The 21,562-nt window shown below is 64.0% G+C and carries 15 protein-coding genes and 1 other RNA gene; 7 read left to right on the forward strand and 9 right to left on the reverse strand.

Features of this window, described 5'->3' with window-relative positions; translation table 11 throughout:
• Positions 1 to 131 precede the first annotated feature (131 nt).
• From AC1KVG_RS20010 to AC1KVG_RS20020, 3 genes are all read left to right on the forward strand, one after another.
• On the forward strand, positions 132 to 3,161 hold the full coding sequence (locus tag AC1KVG_RS20010; protein ID WP_481095554.1) for a TonB-dependent receptor: 3,030 nt from the start codon (positions 132 to 134) through the stop codon (positions 3,159 to 3,161).
• Positions 3,162 to 3,484: 323 nt separating this feature from the next.
• The gene (locus tag AC1KVG_RS20015) at positions 3,485 to 6,517 is read left to right on the forward strand and encodes a TonB-dependent receptor (RefSeq protein ID WP_481095555.1); all 3,033 of its coding nucleotides are present in this window, start codon (positions 3,485 to 3,487) and stop codon (positions 6,515 to 6,517) included.
• A gap of 230 nt (positions 6,518 to 6,747) precedes the next feature.
• A complete protein-coding gene (locus tag AC1KVG_RS20020) occupies positions 6,748 to 8,268 on the forward strand; it encodes a tryptophan halogenase family protein (RefSeq protein WP_481095556.1) in 1,521 nt (506 codons plus the stop codon).
• A 240-nt stretch (positions 8,269 to 8,508) separates the two neighbouring features.
• Here AC1KVG_RS20020 and pyrF read toward each other — a convergent pair whose 3' ends face one another.
• Entirely contained in the window at positions 8,509 to 9,240 is a 732-nt protein-coding gene (pyrF, locus tag AC1KVG_RS20025; protein WP_481095557.1) for an orotidine-5'-phosphate decarboxylase, read from the reverse strand.
• The gene (locus tag AC1KVG_RS20030; protein WP_481095565.1) at positions 9,237 to 10,199 is read right to left on the reverse strand and encodes a 5'-nucleotidase, lipoprotein e(P4) family; all 963 of its coding nucleotides are present in this window, start codon (positions 10,197 to 10,199) and stop codon (positions 9,237 to 9,239) included. The genes pyrF and AC1KVG_RS20030 overlap by 4 nt, the downstream gene beginning before the upstream one ends.
• Positions 10,200 to 10,326: 127 nt before the next feature.
• Here AC1KVG_RS20030 and AC1KVG_RS20035 point away from each other — a divergent pair, with 127 nt between their 5' ends.
• Complete coding sequence (locus AC1KVG_RS20035) at positions 10,327 to 10,995, forward strand: YceH family protein (protein WP_176341086.1); 669 nt, start codon at positions 10,327 to 10,329, stop codon at positions 10,993 to 10,995.
• 134 nt (positions 10,996 to 11,129) lie between these two features.
• Here the strand turns inward: AC1KVG_RS20035 and AC1KVG_RS20040 are convergent, their stop codons facing one another.
• Positions 11,130 to 12,164, reverse strand: a complete 1,035-nt coding sequence (locus AC1KVG_RS20040; RefSeq protein WP_176341085.1) for a DUF4272 domain-containing protein — start codon at positions 12,162 to 12,164, stop codon at positions 11,130 to 11,132.
• A 77-nt stretch (positions 12,165 to 12,241) separates the two neighbouring features.
• Between AC1KVG_RS20040 and AC1KVG_RS20045 the strand changes: the two genes are divergently transcribed.
• Positions 12,242 to 12,317, forward strand: a non-coding RNA gene (locus tag AC1KVG_RS20045) — sX9 sRNA.
• Positions 12,318 to 12,360: 43 nt separating this feature from the next.
• On the opposite strand, the gene AC1KVG_RS20050 is transcribed toward AC1KVG_RS20045, so the two are convergent.
• Both AC1KVG_RS20050 and AC1KVG_RS20055 read right to left on the reverse strand, forming a co-directional pair.
• A complete protein-coding gene (locus AC1KVG_RS20050) occupies positions 12,361 to 12,909 on the reverse strand; it encodes a GNAT family N-acetyltransferase (RefSeq protein ID WP_481095558.1) in 549 nt (182 codons plus the stop codon).
• A 62-nt stretch (positions 12,910 to 12,971) separates the two neighbouring features.
• Positions 12,972 to 14,948: a UvrD-helicase domain-containing protein gene (locus AC1KVG_RS20055; RefSeq protein WP_104551569.1), complete on the reverse strand. Its 1,977-nt coding sequence runs from the start codon at positions 14,946 to 14,948 to the stop codon at positions 12,972 to 12,974.
• Positions 14,949 to 15,062: 114 nt separating this feature from the next.
• On the opposite strand from AC1KVG_RS20055, the gene AC1KVG_RS20060 reads away from it, so the two are divergent.
• Together AC1KVG_RS20060 and AC1KVG_RS20065 are read left to right on the forward strand one after the other, a co-directional pair.
• Complete coding sequence (locus AC1KVG_RS20060) at positions 15,063 to 15,698, forward strand: thymidine kinase (protein WP_006452668.1); 636 nt, start codon at positions 15,063 to 15,065, stop codon at positions 15,696 to 15,698.
• Positions 15,699 to 16,164: 466 nt separating this feature from the next.
• A complete protein-coding gene (locus AC1KVG_RS20065; protein ID WP_176341082.1) occupies positions 16,165 to 17,409 on the forward strand; it encodes a GAF domain-containing sensor histidine kinase in 1,245 nt (414 codons plus the stop codon).
• Positions 17,410 to 17,562: 153 nt separating this feature from the next.
• On the opposite strand, the gene AC1KVG_RS20070 is transcribed toward AC1KVG_RS20065, so the two are convergent.
• The 4 genes from AC1KVG_RS20070 to AC1KVG_RS20085 all read right to left on the reverse strand — a co-directional run.
• A complete protein-coding gene (locus AC1KVG_RS20070) occupies positions 17,563 to 19,164 on the reverse strand; it encodes an OpgD/OpgG family glucan biosynthesis protein (RefSeq protein ID WP_074058703.1) in 1,602 nt (533 codons plus the stop codon).
• Positions 19,165 to 19,231: 67 nt separating this feature from the next.
• Complete coding sequence (locus AC1KVG_RS20075) at positions 19,232 to 20,335, reverse strand: DUF4380 domain-containing protein (protein WP_481095559.1); 1,104 nt, start codon at positions 20,333 to 20,335, stop codon at positions 19,232 to 19,234.
• Positions 20,336 to 20,523: 188 nt separating this feature from the next.
• The gene (gene mutM / locus AC1KVG_RS20080; protein WP_043889566.1) at positions 20,524 to 21,339 is read right to left on the reverse strand and encodes a bifunctional DNA-formamidopyrimidine glycosylase/DNA-(apurinic or apyrimidinic site) lyase; all 816 of its coding nucleotides are present in this window, start codon (positions 21,337 to 21,339) and stop codon (positions 20,524 to 20,526) included.
• Positions 21,332 to 21,562: hypothetical protein (locus AC1KVG_RS20085; protein WP_481095560.1), on the reverse strand; the 231-nt coding region annotated here is incomplete at its 5' end. The genes AC1KVG_RS20085 and mutM, both read right to left, overlap by 8 nt.

Raw genomic sequence — 21,562 nt, forward strand, 5'->3', positions numbered from 1 at the left:
CGCGCCACCGCGCTTTGCTGAGCTTGTGTTGCTTGCAGTCCCACAGTTGTTGCCCGCTGTCCCGCTTTACGTAATACCGACGCGCCAGCCACTCCGCTGGTTCGCGCTTTACCCCTGGGAGGGGGAAAGTCATGAAGCATTACCGCACTGTCTCCACCCTGCCGGCGCGCAGCCTGTTGTGCTGCGCCTTGGCCGCCTCGTTGCTGGCCAGCACGCCAGCCATGGCCCAGTCCAGCAACGCGACGTTGCGCGGCCAGGTCGCCGCGGCACAGGCCGGCACCACCGTGACCGCGACCAACGTCGCCAACGGCGCCGTCCGACGCGTGCCCACCGGCGCCGACGGTAGCTACGCGCTGGTCGGCCTGCCTCCGGGCACCTACAAGGTGGACGCCGGCCCCGGCAGCGAGCAGACCGTGACCTTGTCGGTGGCCTCGTCGGTCACCTTGAACCTGGGCGGCGCGGCGGCAGCCGCACCTGCCGGCGATGCGACGACGCTGGACGCGGTGCAGGTCACCGCCACCACGCTGCAGGAGGTCAAGACCTCTGAAGTGGGCACCAACGTGTCGCTGAAGCAGATCAGCACCGTGCCGCAGCTGACGCGCAACTTCCTGGAGTTCGCCGACACCGTGCCGGGCATGCAGTTCGAGACCAACTCCAACGGCAACAGCCAGATCCGCGGCGGCGCGCAGGGCAGCTCGGCGGTGAACGTCTACATCGACGGCGTTGGCCAGAAGAGCTACCTGTTCGGCGGCGTGTCCGGCCAGGAGCAGAGCGCGGGCAATCCGTTCCCGCAGCTGGCCATCGGCGAGTACAAGGTCATCACCTCCAACTACAAGGCCGAGTTCGACCAGGTGGGTTCGGCGGCGATCGTTGCCTCCACCAAGTCAGGCGGCAATGAATTCCACGGCGAGATCTTCGGGCGCACCAGCAATACCGATTTCCGTGCGCGCCAGGCCGATGAGCGCGCCGGCGCACCCAATGCCGACGGCAACAAGCGCAAGACCCACCAGGACGAATACGGTTTTGCGCTGAGCGGGCCGATCGTGCAGGACAAGGCGCATTTCTTCTTCAGCTACGAAGGCAAGGGCTTCGAGGTCTCGGCCGATCCGGTGGCCGTGCCGGATCGTTTCAGCGCGCTCAGCGACGACCTGCCGGCCGGCGTGCAGAGCCGCCTGGGCTCGGTGACCCGTCCGTTCAACGAAGACCTGTACTTCGGCAAGGTCGACTGGGACATCGGCGAGAACGATCGTTTGGAGCTCACCGGCAAGTACCGCGACGAAGAAAGCCGCGACAGTGTCGGCGGCCAGACCACCGCGATCGCCTCCAAGATCAATCTCAATACCGAAAAACGCTTCGACCTGCGCTGGCAGCATTACGGCGAGCGCTACGTCAATGAAGCGCGCGTGTCCTATGAAGACGTGCTGTTCAATCCCACCGCTTACACCCTGGGCAGCCAGACCGTGTACACGCGCGGCATCGCCGAAGACGACGTGCTGCTCAACGACGGCGCCACCAGCGGCCTGGCGATCCAGCGCAAGGGCCAGAAAGGCCCCAGCTTCCAGAACGACCTGACCTTCAACAACCTCGAATGGCACGGCAACCACGTCATCAAGATGGGCGTGAAGTACAAGGAAGTGGAGCTGACCCAGAGCGAAAACTCTGCGGCCAACCCGTCGTTTTACTACGCAGTGGGCGATGGCGTCGGCACTGCGGCCACGCCCTACCAGGTGCGCTTCAATCTGCCGTTCGCCGGTGCCGCGCCGTCGGTGACCACCACCAGCAAGCAGCTGGGCCTGTACATCCAGGACGATTGGGACGTCAACGACAAGCTGCAGTTGAACCTCGGCGTGCGCTGGGATGGCGAAAAGATTCCCTCGTACCTGGACAACGTGACCCCGCCGGAAGTGGTGGCGGCCTTGAACGGCCCCGGCACCGATCCGGCGGTAAGCGCCACCTACGCCGAGCAGCTCGCCAAGGGCGGGGTGAACATCAACGACTACATCAGCAACGGCCGCAATCGCAAACAGGACAACAACAACTTCGCGCCGCGCCTTGGCTTTTCCTACGATTTCCGTGGCGACGAGTCGCTGGTGCTGTTCGGCGGTGCCGGCCGCAGCTACGACCGCAACCTGTTCGACGTGATGGGCCTGGAGCAGATCAAATCCGCGCTGGCGCAGTACACGATCCGCTTTGCCGAATCCACCGGTTGCACGCCTGCGCCCGGCACCTGCACCAACTTCAATCCGGCTTTCTTGAGCAACCCGGACAGCCTGGGCAACCTGGTCGACGCGCGCGTGCGCAACGGCGAGATCAATCTGCTCAACAACGATCTGAAAACGCCGTATGCGGACCAGTATTCGCTGGGCCTGCGTACCCAGCTGGGCGACTGGAACACCTCGGCGACGGTGTCGTATATCCACAGCAAGGACGGTTTCATCTTCACCCTGGGCAACCGCTATGCCAACGGCGATTTCTTCCAGAACGGCGGCCAGGCATTCGGACAGACGCCCAGGGGCTTCGGCAACCTCATCATCGGCAACAACGGCGTGGAGACCAAGACCGGCCAGTTGCTGCTGTCGGCGGACAAGGCCTATACGCAGGAAAGCGGCTGGGGCTTGACCGCGGCGTATACCTTCTCGCGTGCACGCGGCAATCGCGGTAACGACGATCGCTACGGCTTCGATGCGGCCACCATCGCCGACTACCCGTTCCTGGACCTCAACGCGGTGCCGCGCCACCGCCTGGTGCTCACCGGCATCTACGACCTGTTCTGGGGCATCAGCGGCTCGGCCAAGCTGACCCTGGCCACGGTGCCGCCGCGCAACGAGGCGATCTCCTACGATCAGTACGGCGGCCCGAATTCAGACAATATCCGCGTGGTCTCGGTGGATGCGCCCGGCGGCAAGTTCATCGCCGGCGGCGACATCTTCGGCACCCGCCAGCTGGATCTGTCGTTGTCCAAGGACATGCACATCACCGATGCGGTGACCGTGCAGGTGCGCGGCGATTTGATCAATGCGCTGAACTTCCGCAACTACGATCAGTACAGCATCGACTGGGGCAGTGCCGGCATTTACGACCCGCGCGTGAGCATCAACCAGTACGGGGCGATGTCCACCCCGCCCCGCACCTTGTTCATGAGCGCCCGCATCATCTGGTAACGGCTGGCTGGACGGCGCCCGGTGCCTCGGTGCCGGATGCCGTTGGTTGCCAAACCCGTCGTCGATCACTGCACGGCCCCATTGCACTGGGGAGGGGCCGCCTGCAGGTTTCATGCAGTTTGCTTATCGGCAGTGTGTCCACGCAGCGCGTTGCTTGATGCGAGCGATGCTGTAGGCAACACCCTTCCTTCGCGATCGTTTTTTGTTGTGTTTGCAGTCTCTGCTGTCTGTTGCCGCTGTACCCGTTCCGTCCACACCAAGCACCAACCTGACGCGCCAGTCACTTCACTGGTTCGCGCTTTACCCCTGGGAGGGGGAAAGTCATGAAGAATCACCGCACCGTCTCCACCCTGCCCGCACGTAGCCTGTTGTGCTGCGCCCTGGCTGCCTCGTTGTTCGCCACCACCCCGGCCATGGCCCAGTCCAGCAACGCCACGTTGCGCGGCCAGGTCGCGTCCGCGCAAAGCGGCAGCGAGGTCGTCGTCACCAACCTCGCCACCGGCTCGGTGCGACGCGCACCGGTCAATGCGAACGGCAACTACACCATCGTCGGTTTGCAGCCGGGCACCTACAAGGTCGAATCCAACGGCGCCAGCCGCACGGTGACCCTGTCGGTGGCCTCCAGCGCCACCGTCGATCTCGGCACGGAGGCGGCGGCAGCGCCGGCCGGCGATGCGACCACGCTGGACACGGTGACGGTCAGCGCGCCGATGATTCGCGACGTGAAAACCTCCGAAGTGGGCAACACCGTGTCGTTGCGCCAGATCCAGCAGCTGCCGCAGGCCACGCGTAACTTCCTGGAATTTGCCGACACCGTGCCAGGCATGGTGTTCACCATCGACCAGGACGGCAACACCAAGTTGCGCGGCGGTGCGTCCAACGCCAGCTCCAGCAATCTGTACATCGATGGCGTGAGCCAGAAGAGCTACGTCTCCGGCGGCGGCATTGCCGGCCAGGACGAGACCCAGGGCAATCCGTTCCCGCAGTTGGCGATCGGCGAATACAAGGTCATTACCTCCAACTACAAGGCCGAGTACGGCCAGATCAGCGGCGCGGCCATCACTGCGGCAACCAAGTCCGGCACCAACGAGTTCCACGGCGAGGCGTTCTACCGCTTCACCAATCAGGACCTGCGTAAAGAACGCCCGGACGAAGCCGACGGCAAGGTCGATTCGCAGACCAAGGAATACGGGTTTGCGATCGGCGGACCGCTGATCCAGGACCGCATGCATTTCTTCTTCGCCTACGAAGGCAAGGACAACGTCGCACCCAAGAGCGTGCAGCCCAGTGCCGAAGCGACGCCCTTCATCGGGCTGCTGCCGTCGAACCTGCGCGATCAATACGGCGCGTCGAACATGCCGTTCAGCGAGGACCTGTACTTCGGCAAGATCGACTTCGAACCGACCGACAACGATCGTATCGAATTGGCCACGCAGTACCGCGACGAAACCCAGGTCAGCAACGTGGGCGGCCAGAACGCGCCCGACCGCGCCGTGGACAAGGTCAACAAGGACAAGCGCACCAGCCTGCGTTGGCAGCACAGTGCCGATGGCTGGTTCAACGAAGCCATCCTCACCACCGAGGATTCGCGCAATCTGCCGACGCCGCGCGGCGTGGGCAATGGTTCGATCTACACCTACATCGATCGCACCCAGGCCGACCCGCGCCAGTGGGTGTTTCTCAATACCGGCGCCGCCAGCGGCGAAGACTTCAAACTGCGCAGCCAGAAGGGCTGGTCGTTCCAGAACGACCTGACCTTCAATGCGCTGGAGTGGCACGGCGAGCACACCATCAAGACCGGCGTGACCTACCGCGACATCAAGCTGACCTCGCGCGAATCCAGCTCGCTCAATCCGCAATTCAGCTACGAAGTCGGCCAGAACGGCGTGGCGCCGGTGCCGTTCCAGGTGCGCTATATCCGTGCGTTCGACAATCCCGGCCAGCTGCCGGTGGTCGAATCGCCGTCCAAGCAGTACGGCATCTATCTGCAGGACGACTGGGCTGCCACCGACAAGCTGATGATCAACATCGGCGTGCGCTACGACTACGAAGACACCCCGGCCTACACCGACTTCGTGACCTCGCAGCCGTTCGTGGATGCGCTGTATTCCGACGATCCGGCCAACCCCGGTCAGCCGTGGGCCAACCGCCTGCTGCCAAGCGGCGTCAACGTGGCCGATTACATCAGCACCGGCAACAACCGCAAGAACTTCAAGGACGCCTGGGCGCCGCGTCTGGGTTTCTCGTACGACCTGTTCGGCGATGAGGCGGCGGTGATCCACGGCGGTGCCGGTCGTTCCTACGACCGCAATCTGTTCGAGCAGCTGGCGCTGGAATCGGTCAAGGCCGCGTTGTCACCGGTGGTGGTGTACTTCAGCGATGCCGCCAGCGGCCAGGGCTGCTTCCGCGACGACCGTGTCTGCGCCCCATGGAATCCGGCGTTTCTCAACGGTATCGATCAGCTCAATACGATCGATGGCACCAACGACAGCTCCGAGCTTTTCATGTTCAAGAACAAGCTCAAGACCCCGTACAGCGACCAGTACAGCATCGGCATCAGCAACCAGGTCGGCGACTGGCTGACCGATGTCACCTTCCAGCGCATTTTGTCTTACGACGGCCTGGTGATGAGCCTGGTCAACCGCTATCCGAACGGCGCGTATTTCGATGCCAACGGTGGCGTGCCGTGGGGCGAGCCGGTGCCTGGCTATCGCAATACGATCATCGGCGACAACGGTCTGGAGCAGCGCAGCAGCCAGGTCTTGCTGTCGGCCGAAAAGCCGTACACCAAGGAATCGGGTTGGGGCTTGAACCTGGCCTATACCCACACCAGCGCGCGCCAGAACCGCAACATCGACGAGCCGTTTGCGTTCGACAAGGCCACCATCCGCGACTACCCGTTCGTGAAGTCCGATGCGGCCTCTGCGCATCGCTTCGTGGCTTCCGGCTCGCTGGATGGTCCGTGGGGCGTCACCTTCGGCGCCAAGCTGGTGCTGGCCACGCCGGAGCCGATCAACACGATTGCCTGCTACGGCTTCACCGATCCCGATGGCGGCACCTGCCAGCAGGTCGGCGTCGTCCCGCCGGGCAACGGCAAGTTCCTGCTGGGCGGCAAGATCTGGGGCTATCGCACCGTCGATCTGCAGGCAACCAAGGACTTCACCGTGGCTGGCGACTTCAAGCTGACCGCACGGGTAAACGTGCTCAACGCGTTCGACTTCAAGAACTTCACCCAGTACGAATACAACAGCTTCGGCAGCAACGGGCGGCTTGACCCGGATATCACCGTTGTCAACAACGGCGAGATCAGCTACGTGCCACGCAGCGTGATCTTCGAGGTGGGCGCAAAGTTCTGATCCAACGTAACCTGCACGCGCATGCGCTTTGATGCGCGTGATTCGAACGGGGCCGATTGGCCCCGTTCGCCTATCAGCTTCTGGAGCGGCTGACAAAACGTATTGAGCAGTTGTCAGATGGCTGCGTCAACACGAGCAAATGGTGCTGCATGTCGCACCGGCTGCAACCGTCAGGCAGTGAGCGCAGACGTTTTGTTAGTGACTTTATTTCTTTTGAGGACCGGACCTCCATGATCCCCGCTCCGCTTCGCAACATCGTCATCGTCGGCGGTGGCACCGCCGGCTGGATGGCAGCCGCCGCCTTCGCGCGTGTGCTCGGCCCCGGCTTCAACGTGCAGCTGATCGAATCCGAACAGCTCGGCACCGTCGGTGTCGGCGAGGCCACCGTGCCGCACATCAAGGCCTTCAACAATCTGCTCGGCATCGACGAAGCCGAGTTCGTGCGACAGACCCAGGGCAGCTTCAAGCTCGGTATCGAGTTCGTCGACTGGCAGCGCCCCGGCACCTCGTACATCCACGGCTTCGGCACCCAAATCGGGCATCCGCTCGGGCTGCTGCCGTTCCACCAGTACTGGATCAAGCAACACTTGCGCGGTAAAGCGCAGCCGCTGGGTGCGTACACGCTCAATACCGTGGCCGCCGTGCGCGGCAAGTTCATGACCTCGGCCGGCGATGTGCCGGCCAATTCGCCGTTGGCCAATATCGCCTACGCGTACCACTTCGATGCTTCGCTGTACGCGCGCTTCTTGCGCAGTTACTCGGAACAGCGCGGCGTCACGCGTATCGAAGGCCTGGTCGAACAGGTGCAGCTGCATGCGGACACCGGCCATGTGCAATCGCTGCAGCTGGCGTCCGGGCAGGTCGTCAGCGGCGACTTGTTCATCGACTGCTCGGGCTTTCGTGGGCTGTTGATCGAAGAAGCACTGCACACCGGCTATCACGACTTCACCCATTGGCTGCCCTGCGATCGCGCACTGGCGGTGCCGTGCGAAAACGTCGGCCCGCCCACCCCGTACACGCGCTCCACCGCGCGCGCGGCCGGCTGGCAGTGGCGCATTCCGCTGCAGCACCGCACCGGCAACGGCTACGTGTATTCCAGCGCACACATCAGCGACGACGAAGCGGCCGCCACGCTGCTCGCCAACCTGGATGGCAAAGCGCTGGCCGACCCGCGCCCGCTGCGCTTCACCACCGGGCGGCGCAAGCAGTTCTGGAACCGCAATGTGGTGGCGCTGGGCCTGGCGAGCGGCTTTCTGGAGCCACTGGAATCGACCAGCATCCATCTGATCCAGGCCGGCATTTCCAGGCTGCTGGAGTTGTTTCCGCGCGAGGGCATCAGCCCGGTGCTGGTGCAGCGCTACAACGACCGGCTGGCATTCGAGTTCGACCGCATCCGCGATTTCCTGGTGCTGCATTACCACGCCATCGAACGCGACGACAGCGCGTTCTGGCGCCACTGCCGCACCATGCAGATCACCCCGGAACTGCAGTTCACCCTGGACCTGTTCCGCGACAGCGGGCGCTTCTACCGCAATTCCGAGGAAATGTTCGCCGAGATCAGCTGGGTGCAGGTGATGGTGGGCCAGGGCGTGTTGCCGCAGGGCTATCACCCGCTGGTGGATCAGGTGCCCGACCATGACGCCGAACGCTTCCTGGCCAGCATCGCGCAGACCATCGGCCATTGCGTGGACGTCATGCCCACCCACCAGCAGTTCATCGATCGCTACTGCAAGGCAACGGCGCCGCGTTGAGCGATGGCTCGACGCCGCAATCGCCGCACTCGCCAATCTGCAGGCAAAAAAAAGGATCGGGCACAAGGCCCGATCCCTTCGAAAACCGGGACAAGCCCGGTGGACAATGAGTGGCACAGCTTCCGACTGACATCGGACGAGGGCATCGTACGCAGCCCTTAACGTTAAAGCAACACTTTAATTCTACCGAATTAACTTATTGATTTTATTAGCTAGCGGATGCCATCAAGCGCCTCCCCACTACGCCTGGCGCTGCCCCAATGCCATACGAATCTCAGCCTGGATCGCATCCGCCGCCGCCGCCGGATCGGCAGCCAGGCGAATCGGGCGGCCGACCACGATGGCATCGGCGCCATCGTTGAACGCCTGCGCTACGCCCACGGTGCGTTGCTGGTCGTCGCCGACCGGGCCGCCGGGGCGGATGCCGGGGCAGACGATCGAAAAGGCCGGGCCGGTGGCGCTGCGGATCGGGCCGGCTTCCTGGCCGGAGGCGATCACGCCATCGATGCCGGCGGCCTGGGCGGCCAGCGCGCGCTCCACCACCACCTCCACCGGTTCGCGGTCGATACCCATCGCGGCCAGGTCCGGCCGGCCCATCGAGGTCAGCACTGTCACCGCCAGCAGGCGCATGTCGCCCTGGTTGGCCTCGGCGGCAGCCTGCAGCATGCCCGCATGCCAGCCGTGCACGGTGCAATAGCTCACCGGCCACTGCGCCAGGCGGCGGATGGTGCCGGCCACGGTGGCGGGGATGTCGAAGAACTTCAGGTCGACGAACACACGCTTGTTGCGCTTGGCCAGGGCATCGAGCACGTGGAAGTACTCGCCGGAGGCCAGCAGCTCCATGCCGATCTTGTAGAACGCTACCGACTCGCCCAGCCGGTCCACCCAGGCGATCGCCTCGTCATGGCTGGGCACATCCAGCGCGAAGATCAGCCGCTCGTGCGCGGCCAGCGGCAACGGTGCGCGGCTCATCGGGCCACCTCCAGCGCGGCGCGCTTGGCGTCGTGGCGCTGCTGCCAGGGCTGGCTGAAGTCGTTGTTGAACTGCGCCGGCTCCCAGCCGCCGTAGCTGGGGTTGGGCAGCATCCACCAGCGCTCGCCGAACCAGTCGTGGTACTGCTGCAGCAATGCACCACGCGCCTGGCTGGTGTTGGCGCTGACCTGCACAAAGTCGCCCAGCTGGTCGCCGAACTGCATCAACACGCGGTACTTCTGCCCGGCAAGCTGGCGGCGGCAGTTTTTCTCGCTGCCATTCTGTTCGCAGCCCTGGACCACCGTGCCCAGGCCCAGAAACACGCTGTCATCGGCCACTGGCAGCCCGACGCTGCGCAGGTTGGCCAGCGTGGCGTCCTTGAGGTGCACGGCGCGGTTGGAGATATAGATCAGGGTGATGCCGCGGGCGTTGGCGGCCTTGGCGAAATCCACCACGCCCGGAATTGCGGTGGACTTCTTCTCGGCCACCCACTGGTCCCAGCTCAGCTCGTCGTATTCCTTGCCATCGCGCAGCAGACGCGCCTGGTAGGGCGAGTTGTCCAGCACCGTCTCGTCCACGTCCAGCACCACCGCCGGCTTTAGGCCGGTGGCGGCATTGCCGCGCTCTTCGGGCACCAGCGCGTCCCAGTTGGGCTGCTTCAGCGCAGCGTCCAGCTTGTCGGCGGCGGCGCGGTAGGTCTGCTCGGCCACGGCGCGGTACTCCTCCGAGCGCTGCATCCACAGCACCGCGTTGAGATTGTCGTCGCCGGCCGGTGCGGTGGTGGCTGCGGGTTGCGTGGCGGTCTTGACGGCGGCGCTGGCAGCCGCATTGGCGGACACGGCGGCACCCTGCGCACGCTGGGCCAACTCCTTGTCGCTGGGCTTGCAGGCGCTCAAGGCCAGCACGGTGCAGGCGAGCAGGGACAACGGTGCGTAAAACGAGGGGCGCATGGCATCCACCAGAACAGGAGCGGCAATGAAGTCGGCGATTTTAGCGGGTTCGTGTGCCGACGCTTCCATCGCACTGCTGGCAGCACCCGCGAGCAGGATCGGTATGCTTGCGGGCTGATCGCCCCCGGAGTCACCCATGACAGACGCACCTACCCCGCCCGTCCTCGATACCGCCCAGGCCCGCGTGCTCGGCTGCCTGATCGAAAAAGAGGCGACCACGCCGGATGCGTATCCGCTCACGGTCAACGCCGCGCAGGTGGCCGCCAACCAGAAGACCGCGCGCGAGCCGGTGCTGAATCTGCAGACCGGCGTGGTGCATCACGCCTTGCGCCAGTTGGAAACGCTGGGCCTGGTACGCCAGCAGTTTTCCTCGCGCGCCGAGCGCTACGAACACCGGCTGGGCAGCGTGCTGGATCTGACCCGGCAACAAGTGGCCGTGATCGGCCTGCTGCTGTTGCGCGGCCCGCAGACGCTGGGCGAGTTGTATGCACGCAGCGAGCGGCTGGTGCGTTTCAACGATGCCGACGACGTGCGCCACCATCTGGACCGGTTGATCCAGCGCAACCTGGCCGTGCAACTGCCGCGTGCCAGTGGCCAGCGCGAGGAGCGCTATGCGCATCTGCTCAGTGGCGAGCTGGATGTGGAAGCACTGCAGGCTGCGGCCGCGCGTGCCGCACCGAGTTCGCGCAGCAGCGCCGACAACAGCGAGCTGGAAGCGCGCGTGCACAGCCTGGAAGCCACCGTCGCCGAACTGCAGGATGCGCTGGCTGCGGTGCAGGCACGCCTGGAGGCGGCTGGCGCCTGAGGGCGCTGTTCTGCTGTCGGAGATGTCCACTTCACTTCGCCGCCCATCATCGGATCGCAACCCGCGCACCGACCGGCCAGGCCGACAGACGACGTCCTTGCCGAATGGTGATGGCGCACGTTGCGGCCACCCGCTTAGGTCGGCGTATCCACCTCGTCCCAGTCGGCGTCTTCGAAGTGCAGCAACCAGTTGAGGGTGTAATGACGCTCGTAGACCACGCCGGGCACGATGCCGGCCGGTGGCGGTTGCTGGGTCTGGCCGGCCTGGCGCACCGCCCAGTGCAGGCGCAAGTGCCGGTCCAGCGCATCCAGCAGTTCGGGCACCGGCCGTAGCGTCAGCGACGGCCGCGTCGCGGCTTCGGCATGTTCCAGCGCGCGCTGGGCAGCCGAGGGCACATCGCACAGGTCGGTTGGCTCCGGCAGCGCGTCGGCCAGCCCCAGGGCCCACTGCAGCACGGCCAGGCTCTCGTAGCGCCAGCCGAAGTTGGCGAGCTGCTGGGGCTCCGGCGCGGGTTGGGCAAAAAAGGCGCGCTCCTGCGGCGACAGTGCCGCCGCCACGCCGGGCAGACGGGCCTCCATGTCTTCCAACGACGGTGGCGTATCGCCGGCGGCCAGCATCTCCGCGCGCAAGGCCACCGCAAACAACGCCAGCATGCGCTGCGTCACCGCTGCGGCATCGCGCACCCGCGCTTCGGCCTCGCCGGGCACCGGCGGCAAGCTGGGCGGCACGCGGATGCCTTGCGCGGTCAGCCGGGCCAGTTGCTGCGCACGCCGCTCCCACGCATCCGGCGGATACGGCACCTGCGCCTCATCGTCGATCGCCGGCTCGCCCTGGCTGATCAGCACCCGCCCGTGCGGGTCGCGCACGCTGCCGTCGGCCAGAAAACACACCGCATTGGCCTGCTCGGCCCACTGCGCCAATTCCCCGAAAGCCGTGTCGTCGACCTCGAAGGTGAAGTGCTGACGCACCCGCTGCACATGCCGCATCAGGTGATAGCGCGCCTGGGTCATCTGGCCATCGCCGGCCTGATTCACGTAGCCGACAAAACCATGCAGATGCGTCGCTAGTTCCGGATCGGCGTGATCGCGGTGCTGCACGGCGGTACGCGGCAGAAAATCCGGCCACACGGGGTCGCGCAGGGTGGAATAGGCGTTGACCAGCAATGGCATGCGGGTGTCCTTGTTGGGGTGACGAACAAAACTAACTCGCTCACCATCAGGCAGATGTCATCGGTGTTCGGTGCCTCATGTACCCCTCGTACACTGCGGTTGCTCGGCGCCGTCCGCGCCGAGCTGACGAACACTCGCCAGGTTTTGTTAGCCACTTTTGGCCGTGCGATAAGCCGGCAGGGTGCCGGAGGCACGCTCAGCTGTCCATGCCGGCGGGCGCAAGATCGATCGTGTAATACAGCACCGGATCGGCCTCCTGGCTCAGCACCCGCAGGCCTTGCCGCTGCAATCCGAGGTTTTCCAGCGCGCGGATCGAGTCGGCATTGTCCGGCGACACGATCGCGCACAACTGCGACAACCCCAGCACATCGCGTGCATACGTCAGCACCGCCCGTCCTGCCTCGGTCACATAACCCTTGCCTCGGTAGGCAGGCAGCAGTGCGAAGCCGATATGCGGCACCGGCAAGGTATCGCGGCACAGCAGACCCAAGGTGCCTGCAAACGCGCCCTCGCGCGTCTCCACCGCCCAGTGCGCGAAGCCGTGTGTCTCCTGATGCGCCTGCGCCCACTCACGCAGATGATCGCGCGCCTGCTCGCGCGTGCGCACGCCGCGATCGTTGATGCCGGCGATAAAACCGGGGTCATTGACCAATACCAATATCGCATCGGCATCGCGCTCGGGATCGAGCGTGCGCAGGCGCAAACGAGCGGTTTCGATCACAACAGTCACGGCGCACTCCGGCATCGGGAAAAACCAGACTGCCGTGCAGGCCTGTCGCTGGCAAGCCTGCGCATGCGCAACAACCACTAGTCGAACAACGCCTGGATCGCCGCCAGGCCCGCACTGGCGCGCTCTTTCTTGCGCTCGGCATCGGCCACCGGGTCGGCGCCGTCGCGCTGCAGTTCTTCGGCCGGAATCTCATCGAAGAACCGGCTCGGCTTGAGCCGCACATGCTCGCCGAACTTGCGCGTCAGCTTGCTGTGGCTCATCCACAGCTGCTCCTTGGCGCGGGTGATGCCCACGTACAGCAGGCGGCGTTCTTCCTGCAGATTGCCTTCTTCCAGGCTCACTTCGTGCGGCAGCACGCCATCTTCGCAGCCGACGATGAAGACATAACGGAATTCCAGGCCCTTGGACGCATGCATGGTCATCATGCGCACCTGGTTGCCGCCATCGTCCTTGTCGTTGCGCGACAACAACGCCAGCTGCGCGGCCAGATCGCTGGCGCTTGCGCCACGCGGGCCGCCTTCAAACCACTCGGCCAGTTCGTCCAGATTGCGCTTGCGGCGCTGAAAGCCGGTTTCGTCCTTGGACTGGTTGCGCAGGTCGTTGAGCAGGCCGGATTTTTCGGCCAAGGTGCGCACCAATTCGCCGGCCGGCAGCGTGGCCGAATGCTCGCGCATATCGCGCAGGATGTCGGTAAATGCGCTTAGGCCGTTGGCCGCACGCGGTGGCAAGTGCTGCAGCGCGCCCATCGACTCGGCCGCGCGCGACATCGGCACCGACTTGGCACTGGCCAGTTCGGCCAATCGCGCCAGCGAGGTCGCCCCCACTTCACGCTTGGGCGACTGCACCGCGCGCAAGAACGCCGCGTCGTCTTCGGGATTGACGATCAGCCGCAGCCACGACAACACGTCCTTGACTTCCTGCCGCTCCAAAAACGCGGTGCCACCGGTCAGGTGATACGGCACGCGCAGCAGCTGGAGCGCCTTTTCCAGCGGCCGCGATTGAAAATTGCCGCGGAACAGGATGCAGAAATCGCTCCACGGCACCTGCTTGGCGGTGCCCAGAAACGAGATCTCGGCGGCGACCTTTTCGGCCTCGTGCTCGCTGTCGCGGCATTCCCACACGCGGATGCGCTCGCCGTCGGCCTGATCGCTCCACAGCGTTTTCAGATGCTCGTGCGGGTTGTGCGCGATCAAGGCGTTGGCCGCCCGCAGCACGCGGTTGGAGCAGCGGTAGTTCTGTTCCAGCTTGATGATTTCCAGCGCCGGATAATCGCGCCCCATCTGCTGCAGGTTTTCCGGATTGGCGCCGCGCCAGGCGTAGATGCTCTGGTCGTCGTCGCCCACGCAGGTGAAGTTGCCGCGCGGCCCGGCCAGCATTTTCAGCAGGCGGTATTGCGCATCGTTGGTGTCCTGGCACTCGTCCACCAGCAGGTAGCCGATGCGCTCGCGCCAGCCCATCACGATCTCTTCGTTGCCCTCCAGAATCTGCACCGGCAGGCGGATCAGATCGTCGAAGTCCACTGCGTTGAAGGTGGTCAGCCGCGCCTGGTAGCGCTCGTACAGGCTGGCCGCTTCTTTCTCGCGGTTGCTGCGTGCGGCGGCCATCGCCTGTTCGGGCGACATGCCGGCGTTCTTGGCCCGCGAGATCAGGTTCTTGGCGTCCTCGATCGCATCGGGCTTGGCGCCATGCATCAGGTCCTTGATCTGCGCGGCCGCATCGTCGGAATCGAAGATCGAAAAGCCGCGCTTCAAACCGGCAGCGGCGTGTTCGATCTGCAGGAACTTCAGCCCCAGCGCGTGGAAGGTGCAGATGGTCAGGCCATCGGCGCCGTCGCCACGGATACGCTTGGCCACACGCTCGCGCATTTCCTTGGCCGACTTGTTGGTGAAGGTGATCGCGGCGATGCGCTTGGCCGGATAGCGGCCGATGGCGATCAGATGCGCGATCTTTTCCACGATCACGCGCGTCTTGCCGCTGCCGGCACCGGCCAGCACCAACAAGGGACCTTCGCAGTGCAGCACTGCGGCGCTTTGCGGGGGATTGAGACCGTGCATAGAGGCTTCCAACAGAGCGGGCCATTGTACCGGCGCCGCGTCGGGCGAGCCGGCGGTGCCGGTTCATGCTGCCCAGCCAGTACCGCATGCCGCGCGGCCCGGTAAAATCCACCGATGGCCAAGCTCTATTTCTACTATTCGGCAATGAATGCCGGCAAGACCACCACCTTGCTGCAGTCCGCGCACAACTACCGCGAACGCGGCATGCGCACGTTGATCCTCACGCCCAAGCTCGATCACCGCGCAGGCAGCGGCGTGGTGGCCTCGCGGATCGGCCTGCGCGCGGACGGGCGCACCTTCGATCGGGATACCGAGTTGCAGCAGCTCATCGAGCGCGACATCCAGGCCGAGGGTGCGCTGCATTGCGTCCTGGTCGATGAAGCGCAGTTTCTCAACCGTGCGCAGGTCTGGCAGTTGAGCGAGGTGGTCGACCGCCTGCGCGTGCCGGTGCTGTGCTACGGCCTGCGCACCGACTTCCGGGGCGAGCTGTTCGAGGGCAGCCAGTTCCTGCTGGCCTGGGCCGACGAGCTGGACGAGATCAAGACCATCTGCCACAGCGGCAGCAAGGCCACCATGACCGTGCGCGTGGACGCGCAAGGGCATGCGGTGCAGGACGGCCCGCAGGTGGAGATCGGCGGCAACGAGCGCTACGTGTCGGTCAGCCGCGCCGAGTTCAAGAAGATCATGCGTGGCGAAGGCCGCATCGACCCGCTGCAGATTGCACTGCCGTTGCCGCCTGCGGGGGCGTAACGCTCCACTGCATCATGCTGCCAGCGGCGCAGCGCGGTGCTGGCATGCCGCCCCTACAGCGGGCGATGCCGATCCCCTGTGGAGGTTGTCATCGACAAATCGGCCGACGACGGTGGCATCGCATATCGGAGCCATTGCCTACCGACTGACCCTTGGCCAACGCGTCGATGGCAGCCTCCATGAGTGATGAGTCGGTGTGTGTTACCACGCCCCGATACTTCCCCGCTGTCAGCAGGCAGCGCGCAGTGATGACTCGCTGAAGAATTCAGCCGAACTGCCGTTAATCCTCTGGCTCGCTATGCGCTTGTGATGCGACGCTAAACCCGGGCAGGCATTCAATCGCCGCTGTATATCTGCGCCCCACCAACCAGCGTATCGTTTGCCCAGCGTTGCAGCGATCTACATGCAACCAAGCTCAACCACAGTCCTGTAAGCTTGCGACCATCCATTTGTCGGGAGGCAATACATGGGTCCGCTTCCTCCCGAATTACGTGCAGATATCGCGCGTGTTGGCCGGCTATCGTCGGTCCCCGATGTACTGACCATCCTGACTCGTCTGACCGGCATGGGGTTCGCCGCCGTCGCGCGCGTGACCGATACGCGCTGGGTGACCTGCCAGGTGCGCGACGACCTGTCCTTCGGTCTGACGCCTGGCGACGAGCTGCCCCTGGTCACCACCTTCTGCGACAGCGTGCGCACCCAGGGCAACGCGTTGTGGTTCGGCCATGCCTCCGAGCATCCGGTCTTCCGCGACCACCCCACGCCGCGGCTCTATGGCTTCGAAAGCTATGTCTCGGTGCCGATCAAGTTCGACGACGGCAGCGTGTTCGGCACCTTGTGCGCGCTGGACCCGCTGCCGCGTGTCATGGATGCGCCGTTGGTGGAAAAGGTCGAGCTGCTGGCGCAACTGCTGGCCGCGCAGATCCAGGCCGAGCAGCGTGCCGAAGAGAGCGCACAGGAATCGCTGCGGGCACGCAGCGAACTGGGGCGCATCGGCGCATCGGCGCGCCTGCGCGAAGAGTTCATCGGCATCCTTGGGCACGACCTGCGCAACCCGCTGCAATCGATGCACGCCGTGGTGGACGCGCTATTCATCGACCCGCTCAACCAGCGTCAGGGCGCCTCGCTACGCTCGATGCAGCGCAGCCTGCGGCGCATGGAAGAGCTGATCGACTTCGCCAGCGATTTCGCGCGTGGTATCGAACGCGACTGGCTGCAGCTGGACTACGGCAACGGCAGCGACCTGCTCGACGCGCTCTCGCAAGTGGTCGACGAAACACGCGCCGCGTACCCCAACCAGGTGCTGTCCACGCATGTGGCCATCGACGAACCGGTACATGGCGATGCCGTGCGCCTGGCGCAGATGTTCGGCAGCCTGATGATCAACGCGGTGGTGCAGGGTCAGCAGAGTTCGCTGATCAAGGCGGTTGCAGTGACCGAGAACGGCCGCCTGCGCATCGAAGTCTGCAATCTGGACGGCATCGATCCGCGCCGGCTCGATGTGCTGCAAGCCTCCACCCATGTACACACCCCCGGACGGGCATTGCCCGAAGTCGATCTGGGTCTGCATATGGCCGCCCAGATCGCCCAGGCCCATCAAGGCGAACTGCGCATCACAAGCGGCAAGGATGGCACCTGTTTCCGTGTAGAGCTGGCCTGCGTGCGCCCGCGTGCACGCATGCAACTGGTCAACAGCGCGACCTCGGCCTGAGCAGGGTCGCGTTGGCGGTGCATCAATACTGCGCGGCTGTCACGCGGCCGCGGTCGATATTCAAAATCGGCGGTCTGGCATCACGCTGTTCGTAAGTCCGACGATCGTGCCACTTATGGATCGCGCAGCACGGCTGCGCGACGTGCCTGCGCCCTAGTAAATCTTGCGCTCGCTCGCCGGCGGCGGCGTCCATTGGTACAGCCAGGTTTCGGTCAGCGGCTTGCCGTTGGCGCGCAGGAACAGACGGATATCGATCTGCTGGGTGCTGTCATCTGGCGGCACCAGGTCGAACATCGCTCGATAGCCTTTGAGTTCATGCAACGGACGCGCCGATACGATCTCGGTGGTTCCGCGCGACACCTGGATGATGGCCTCGACCTTGGTCTTGGAATCCTTGACCAATGCAGCCAGGTCGCCGCCCGCGAAATCCACCGCAAACCGCCAGGAAAAATGGCTGCGCTTCTGCCCGACGATGCCGCCTAGGCCGGTGCGCGTGGCCACGCAATGCGCCAGCGGCGAGCTGGCCGGCGGGTGCGCACCCCAATACAGGCGATATCCCATCAGCAGCTCCTGCCCCGGCTGCGGCTTGGCCTGCGGATTCCAGAACGCCACGATGTTGTCGAAGGTCTCGTCCACGGTCGGAATCTCGACCAGTTGCACCGAGCCCTTGCCCCAACCGCTCTTTGGCTCGACCCACAGACACGGTCGCTTCTCATAGAACACGCCATCGTCCTGGTAATGGTCGAAATTGCGATCGCGCTGCAGCAGCCCGAACCCGCGTGGATTCTCGTCCACAAACATGTTGAAGCGCAGCTGCGGCGGGTTGCACAACGGTCGCCAGATCCATTCGCCGCCGCCGGTCCACATCGCCAACCCGTCGGTGTCGTGGATCTCCGGGCGCCAGTCCCAATCCATCCGGCTATCGTTTTCGCCCACCTGGTACATGCTGGTGCACGGGCCGATGCCCAGTCGCTCGATGGCCTTGCGCGGATACAGCGCGCTGTCGATATCCATCACCAGCACCTCGCCATTGGTGATGGCAAACCGATACGCACCGGCAACACTGGGCGAATCCAACAACCCGTACACCACCACAGTGTCCGAATCATCCGCCGGCTGCTCCAGGTAATAGGCGATGAAGTCCGGAAACTCCTCCGGCCCGCCGGTGCCGGTATCGATCGCCAAGCCACGCGCCGACTGCCCGTATTGGCCTTCCTTGCCTACCGCACGGAAATAACTCGCGCCCAGAAACGCCGAAAAGTCGCGGTCGGTGTCCTTGCGCGTGTTCAGACGAAATCCTGCAAATCCCAGGTCTTTAGGCAACTGCTTGCCACCCAGCCCGCTGCTGCCGTAATCAAAGGCAGCCGGGTCATAGGCCAGCTGCTGCGCCTTGCCATCGACGATGTCGTAGATGTGCACCGGGGTATGGAAGTACAGCCCCAGGTGGAAGAACTTCGCCTGGAACTTGCCGTTGCCATCGGCCCATAGCGCGTGGTCCTGACGGTAGCGGATCGACTGGTACTGATCCCAGTTCAACGCCTCCAACGGGCCCGGCAGCACCTGCTTGTGGCTCTTGTACGGCGCCTTGGCCAGCGCACGCGCCTGACCCTTCAGCCAGGCATAGTCGAATGGCTGCGGCTGCCCCAACCGACGCAGTCCTACCGCCTTGGCCGCCAACGCCCATTGCGGCAACGCCGGCAAACCGAGCGCGGCCAAAGCGGCAGCGGCATTTTTCAGGAAGTGGCGTCGTTGCATGCGCATCGATCTGATCAGGGAATGGCGACATCATAGCCACAGCCCGGCGTGCACGTGAATGCGACGCTCAGGGCGCCGCTGACGAGGACGCGCACGCGTTTCTCAGCCGCAGCTCTTTCGCCTTGCTGCACAGGAACTGTCGCTGTGCCTGCTGTTCGTCAGGGCCGCTATAACGCAGCAAGGTCCACTGCTCCTGCGCCTGCATCTGAGCACCGGGTGCAAGCTGCCGATACGGCGCATGCACCTCCATTTCCAGCAGTCCTTGCTCGGGATGCTGTGGTGGCGCATCCAGATACAACTCCAGCTGCCCTTGTTCAGGGTGAATCGCCGCCAGTGGCTGATGCGGGAAGCGGATCAACAGCACCTGACCACCTGCAAAACCCGCCATCCAGCCAGCCGAAGGCTGCAGCAACAGCTTGCCGCGCTGGTTCAGCCCGTCCTGCCGTGTATCGGCACTCAGCACGAAAACGCCCTCGTGATGGCGATACGTCGGCGCAGTCGTGCCAGCCTCCGTCGGCGGTTGAACGCGGATATCAGCCCCGTTGGCTACCGGAACGAAGACACGCGTACTGGCTGCAACCCGCGTGTTGAACCACAGATCCCAAGCGATAGGCTGTTTGCGGATATTGCGTGCAGTGGCCTCCATCTCCACGGTATCGGCACGTGTGGATGAGAGCGCAACACGCTTGCGTAGTTGCACACCGGTGACCGGACTGGGTACGCCTTCCAGGATCAGTTGATCGCCACTGCGTGTAACCGTGCGTGTGGTTGCCAATGACAGATACGGATCCGGCGGCCACACTGCAGCTGCGGCTTTACGTACGGGGTTGACCTGTTGATGCAGCCACCACTGACTCTGCGGCCCTACCCAGACATCGTGGCCGAGATATGGGATATCGCCTGCAGTGACAGAGACCTCCGGCCCAGGTTGCTGGTCTACGGCGATGCCCGTCTTCAACACATTGGGGTGTCCACGCAAATTGAAGGACAGCACTCGCCCGCCGAGCGCAGGCGTGGCACTGAGCTCGATAACCTCGTTATGCAACTGGATGCGCTCGATTGCGGCCTTGGGGCTGGACGCAAGCTCCTCGGCACACACACTTGCTGCAGGCTGCAACGTAAATGCACCAACAGCAATGAGCGGCACGAAGCGACGCAATAAGGCAGGCATCTACAACTCCAATCGCAGGACGCAACGATTGTGGCGCGATGCAGAGCCACGCACCAGTGAGCCATCGATCGGTGACTGCGGTTCTGAGCGCGCCCTTTGCATTTACCTCGAGGCTGCTCGCCAGATGCCGTCGCTGATCCAGAACTGGATACTGTTGTTTCGATCAGCGCATGTGACCTAGCCCGCTGTCAACGTTGGCAACTCCCGCACCACACCGTCGCGCGTTGTCCGATGGTGGCGTGTTTCAACACACGTCCACATTGCTTGCAGGCCTCACCCTCACGCCCATACACCGTGAGTTCCTGCTCGAAGTAACCAGGCGCACCGTCCGGGCTAATGAAATCACGCAACGTCGTACCTCCGCGCTGGATCGCATATCCCAGAATGTCTTTGACTGCTGTAGCCAAGCGCCGGTAGCGGTCCAAAGATACTTTTCCAGCCTCTCGCAAGGGGCTGATTCCCGCGCGATGCAGGCTTTCGGCAGCGTAAATATTCCCCACGCCGACAACGACCGCTTGATCCATCAGAAAGGTTTTCACCGCGGCCCGACGTCCACGCGCCAGTGCATGCAGATAATCGCCAGTAAATGCATCCGATAATGGTTCGGGACCAAGTGCAGCAAGCAATTCGTGAACCTGCGTATCGGATTGCCACAGCAGGCAGCCGAATCGGCGCGGATCGTTGAAGCGCAGAACGCGTCCATTTTCCAAACTGATATCCACATGATCGTGCGCACGCGGCAATGTATCGCCAGGCAACACGCGCAGACTTCCGGACATTCCAAGATGCAGCAGCGCACTGCCGCCAGCATCGGTATCGATCAACAGATACTTGGCGCGACGTCGTACGTTGGTAATGGTGGCGCCAGGAAGCAGCTGCTCGATCTGCTCGGGAATGGGCCAGCGCAGATCCGGTCGTCGCAGGATGACGCCGTGAATCCGTTGGTCAACCAGATGCGGGGCTAGGCCGCGCAAGGTGGTTTCGACTTCGGGAAGCTCAGGCATGCAGATATCCAATAGGCGAGGCCGGCGATGTTGCCGACGTGATGGATATGGTGGCGGAGCTAGATAAACCCAAATCTCGTATTAGCCAGATCCACGCTTGGACGTCAGTATGCTTGACGCGGTTTTCGTCCAGAACCGCTTCGCGGGTGTTCAAACGCAGCTGGATCAGAGCGACATTTGCAGATTTTCCCGGCGCCTTCTTGTCAATTTTCGGTTCCCGGCC

It is taken from the genome of Xanthomonas sp. NCPPB 3959 (assembly GCF_056675575.1).

What these genes read in the sequence shown, in the direction of transcription:
- AC1KVG_RS20055 (WP_104551569.1), bottom strand. Translation starts at nt 14,948, where the DNA reads ATGCACGGTCTCAATCCCCCGCAAAGCGCCGCAGTGCTGCACTGCGAA.
- AC1KVG_RS20020 (WP_481095556.1), top strand. Translation starts at nt 6,748, where the DNA reads ATGATCCCCGCTCCGCTTCGCAACATCGTCATCGTCGGCGGTGGCACC.
- AC1KVG_RS20010 (WP_481095554.1), top strand. Translation starts at nt 132, where the DNA reads ATGAAGCATTACCGCACTGTCTCCACCCTGCCGGCGCGCAGCCTGTTG.
- AC1KVG_RS20065 (WP_176341082.1), top strand. Translation starts at nt 16,165, where the DNA reads ATGGGTCCGCTTCCTCCCGAATTACGTGCAGATATCGCGCGTGTTGGC.
- pyrF (WP_481095557.1), bottom strand. Translation starts at nt 9,240, where the DNA reads ATGAGCCGCGCACCGTTGCCGCTGGCCGCGCACGAGCGGCTGATCTTC.
- AC1KVG_RS20040 (WP_176341085.1), bottom strand. Translation starts at nt 12,164, where the DNA reads ATGCCATTGCTGGTCAACGCCTATTCCACCCTGCGCGACCCCGTGTGG.
- AC1KVG_RS20075 (WP_481095559.1), bottom strand. Translation starts at nt 20,335, where the DNA reads ATGCCTGCCTTATTGCGTCGCTTCGTGCCGCTCATTGCTGTTGGTGCA.
- AC1KVG_RS20035 (WP_176341086.1), top strand. Translation starts at nt 10,327, where the DNA reads ATGACAGACGCACCTACCCCGCCCGTCCTCGATACCGCCCAGGCCCGC.
- AC1KVG_RS20060 (WP_006452668.1), top strand. Translation starts at nt 15,063, where the DNA reads ATGGCCAAGCTCTATTTCTACTATTCGGCAATGAATGCCGGCAAGACC.
- mutM (WP_043889566.1), bottom strand. Translation starts at nt 21,339, where the DNA reads ATGCCTGAGCTTCCCGAAGTCGAAACCACCTTGCGCGGCCTAGCCCCG.
- AC1KVG_RS20070 (WP_074058703.1), bottom strand. Translation starts at nt 19,164, where the DNA reads ATGCAACGACGCCACTTCCTGAAAAATGCCGCTGCCGCTTTGGCCGCG.
- AC1KVG_RS20015 (WP_481095555.1), top strand. Translation starts at nt 3,485, where the DNA reads ATGAAGAATCACCGCACCGTCTCCACCCTGCCCGCACGTAGCCTGTTG.
- AC1KVG_RS20050 (WP_481095558.1), bottom strand. Translation starts at nt 12,909, where the DNA reads ATGCCGGAGTGCGCCGTGACTGTTGTGATCGAAACCGCTCGTTTGCGC.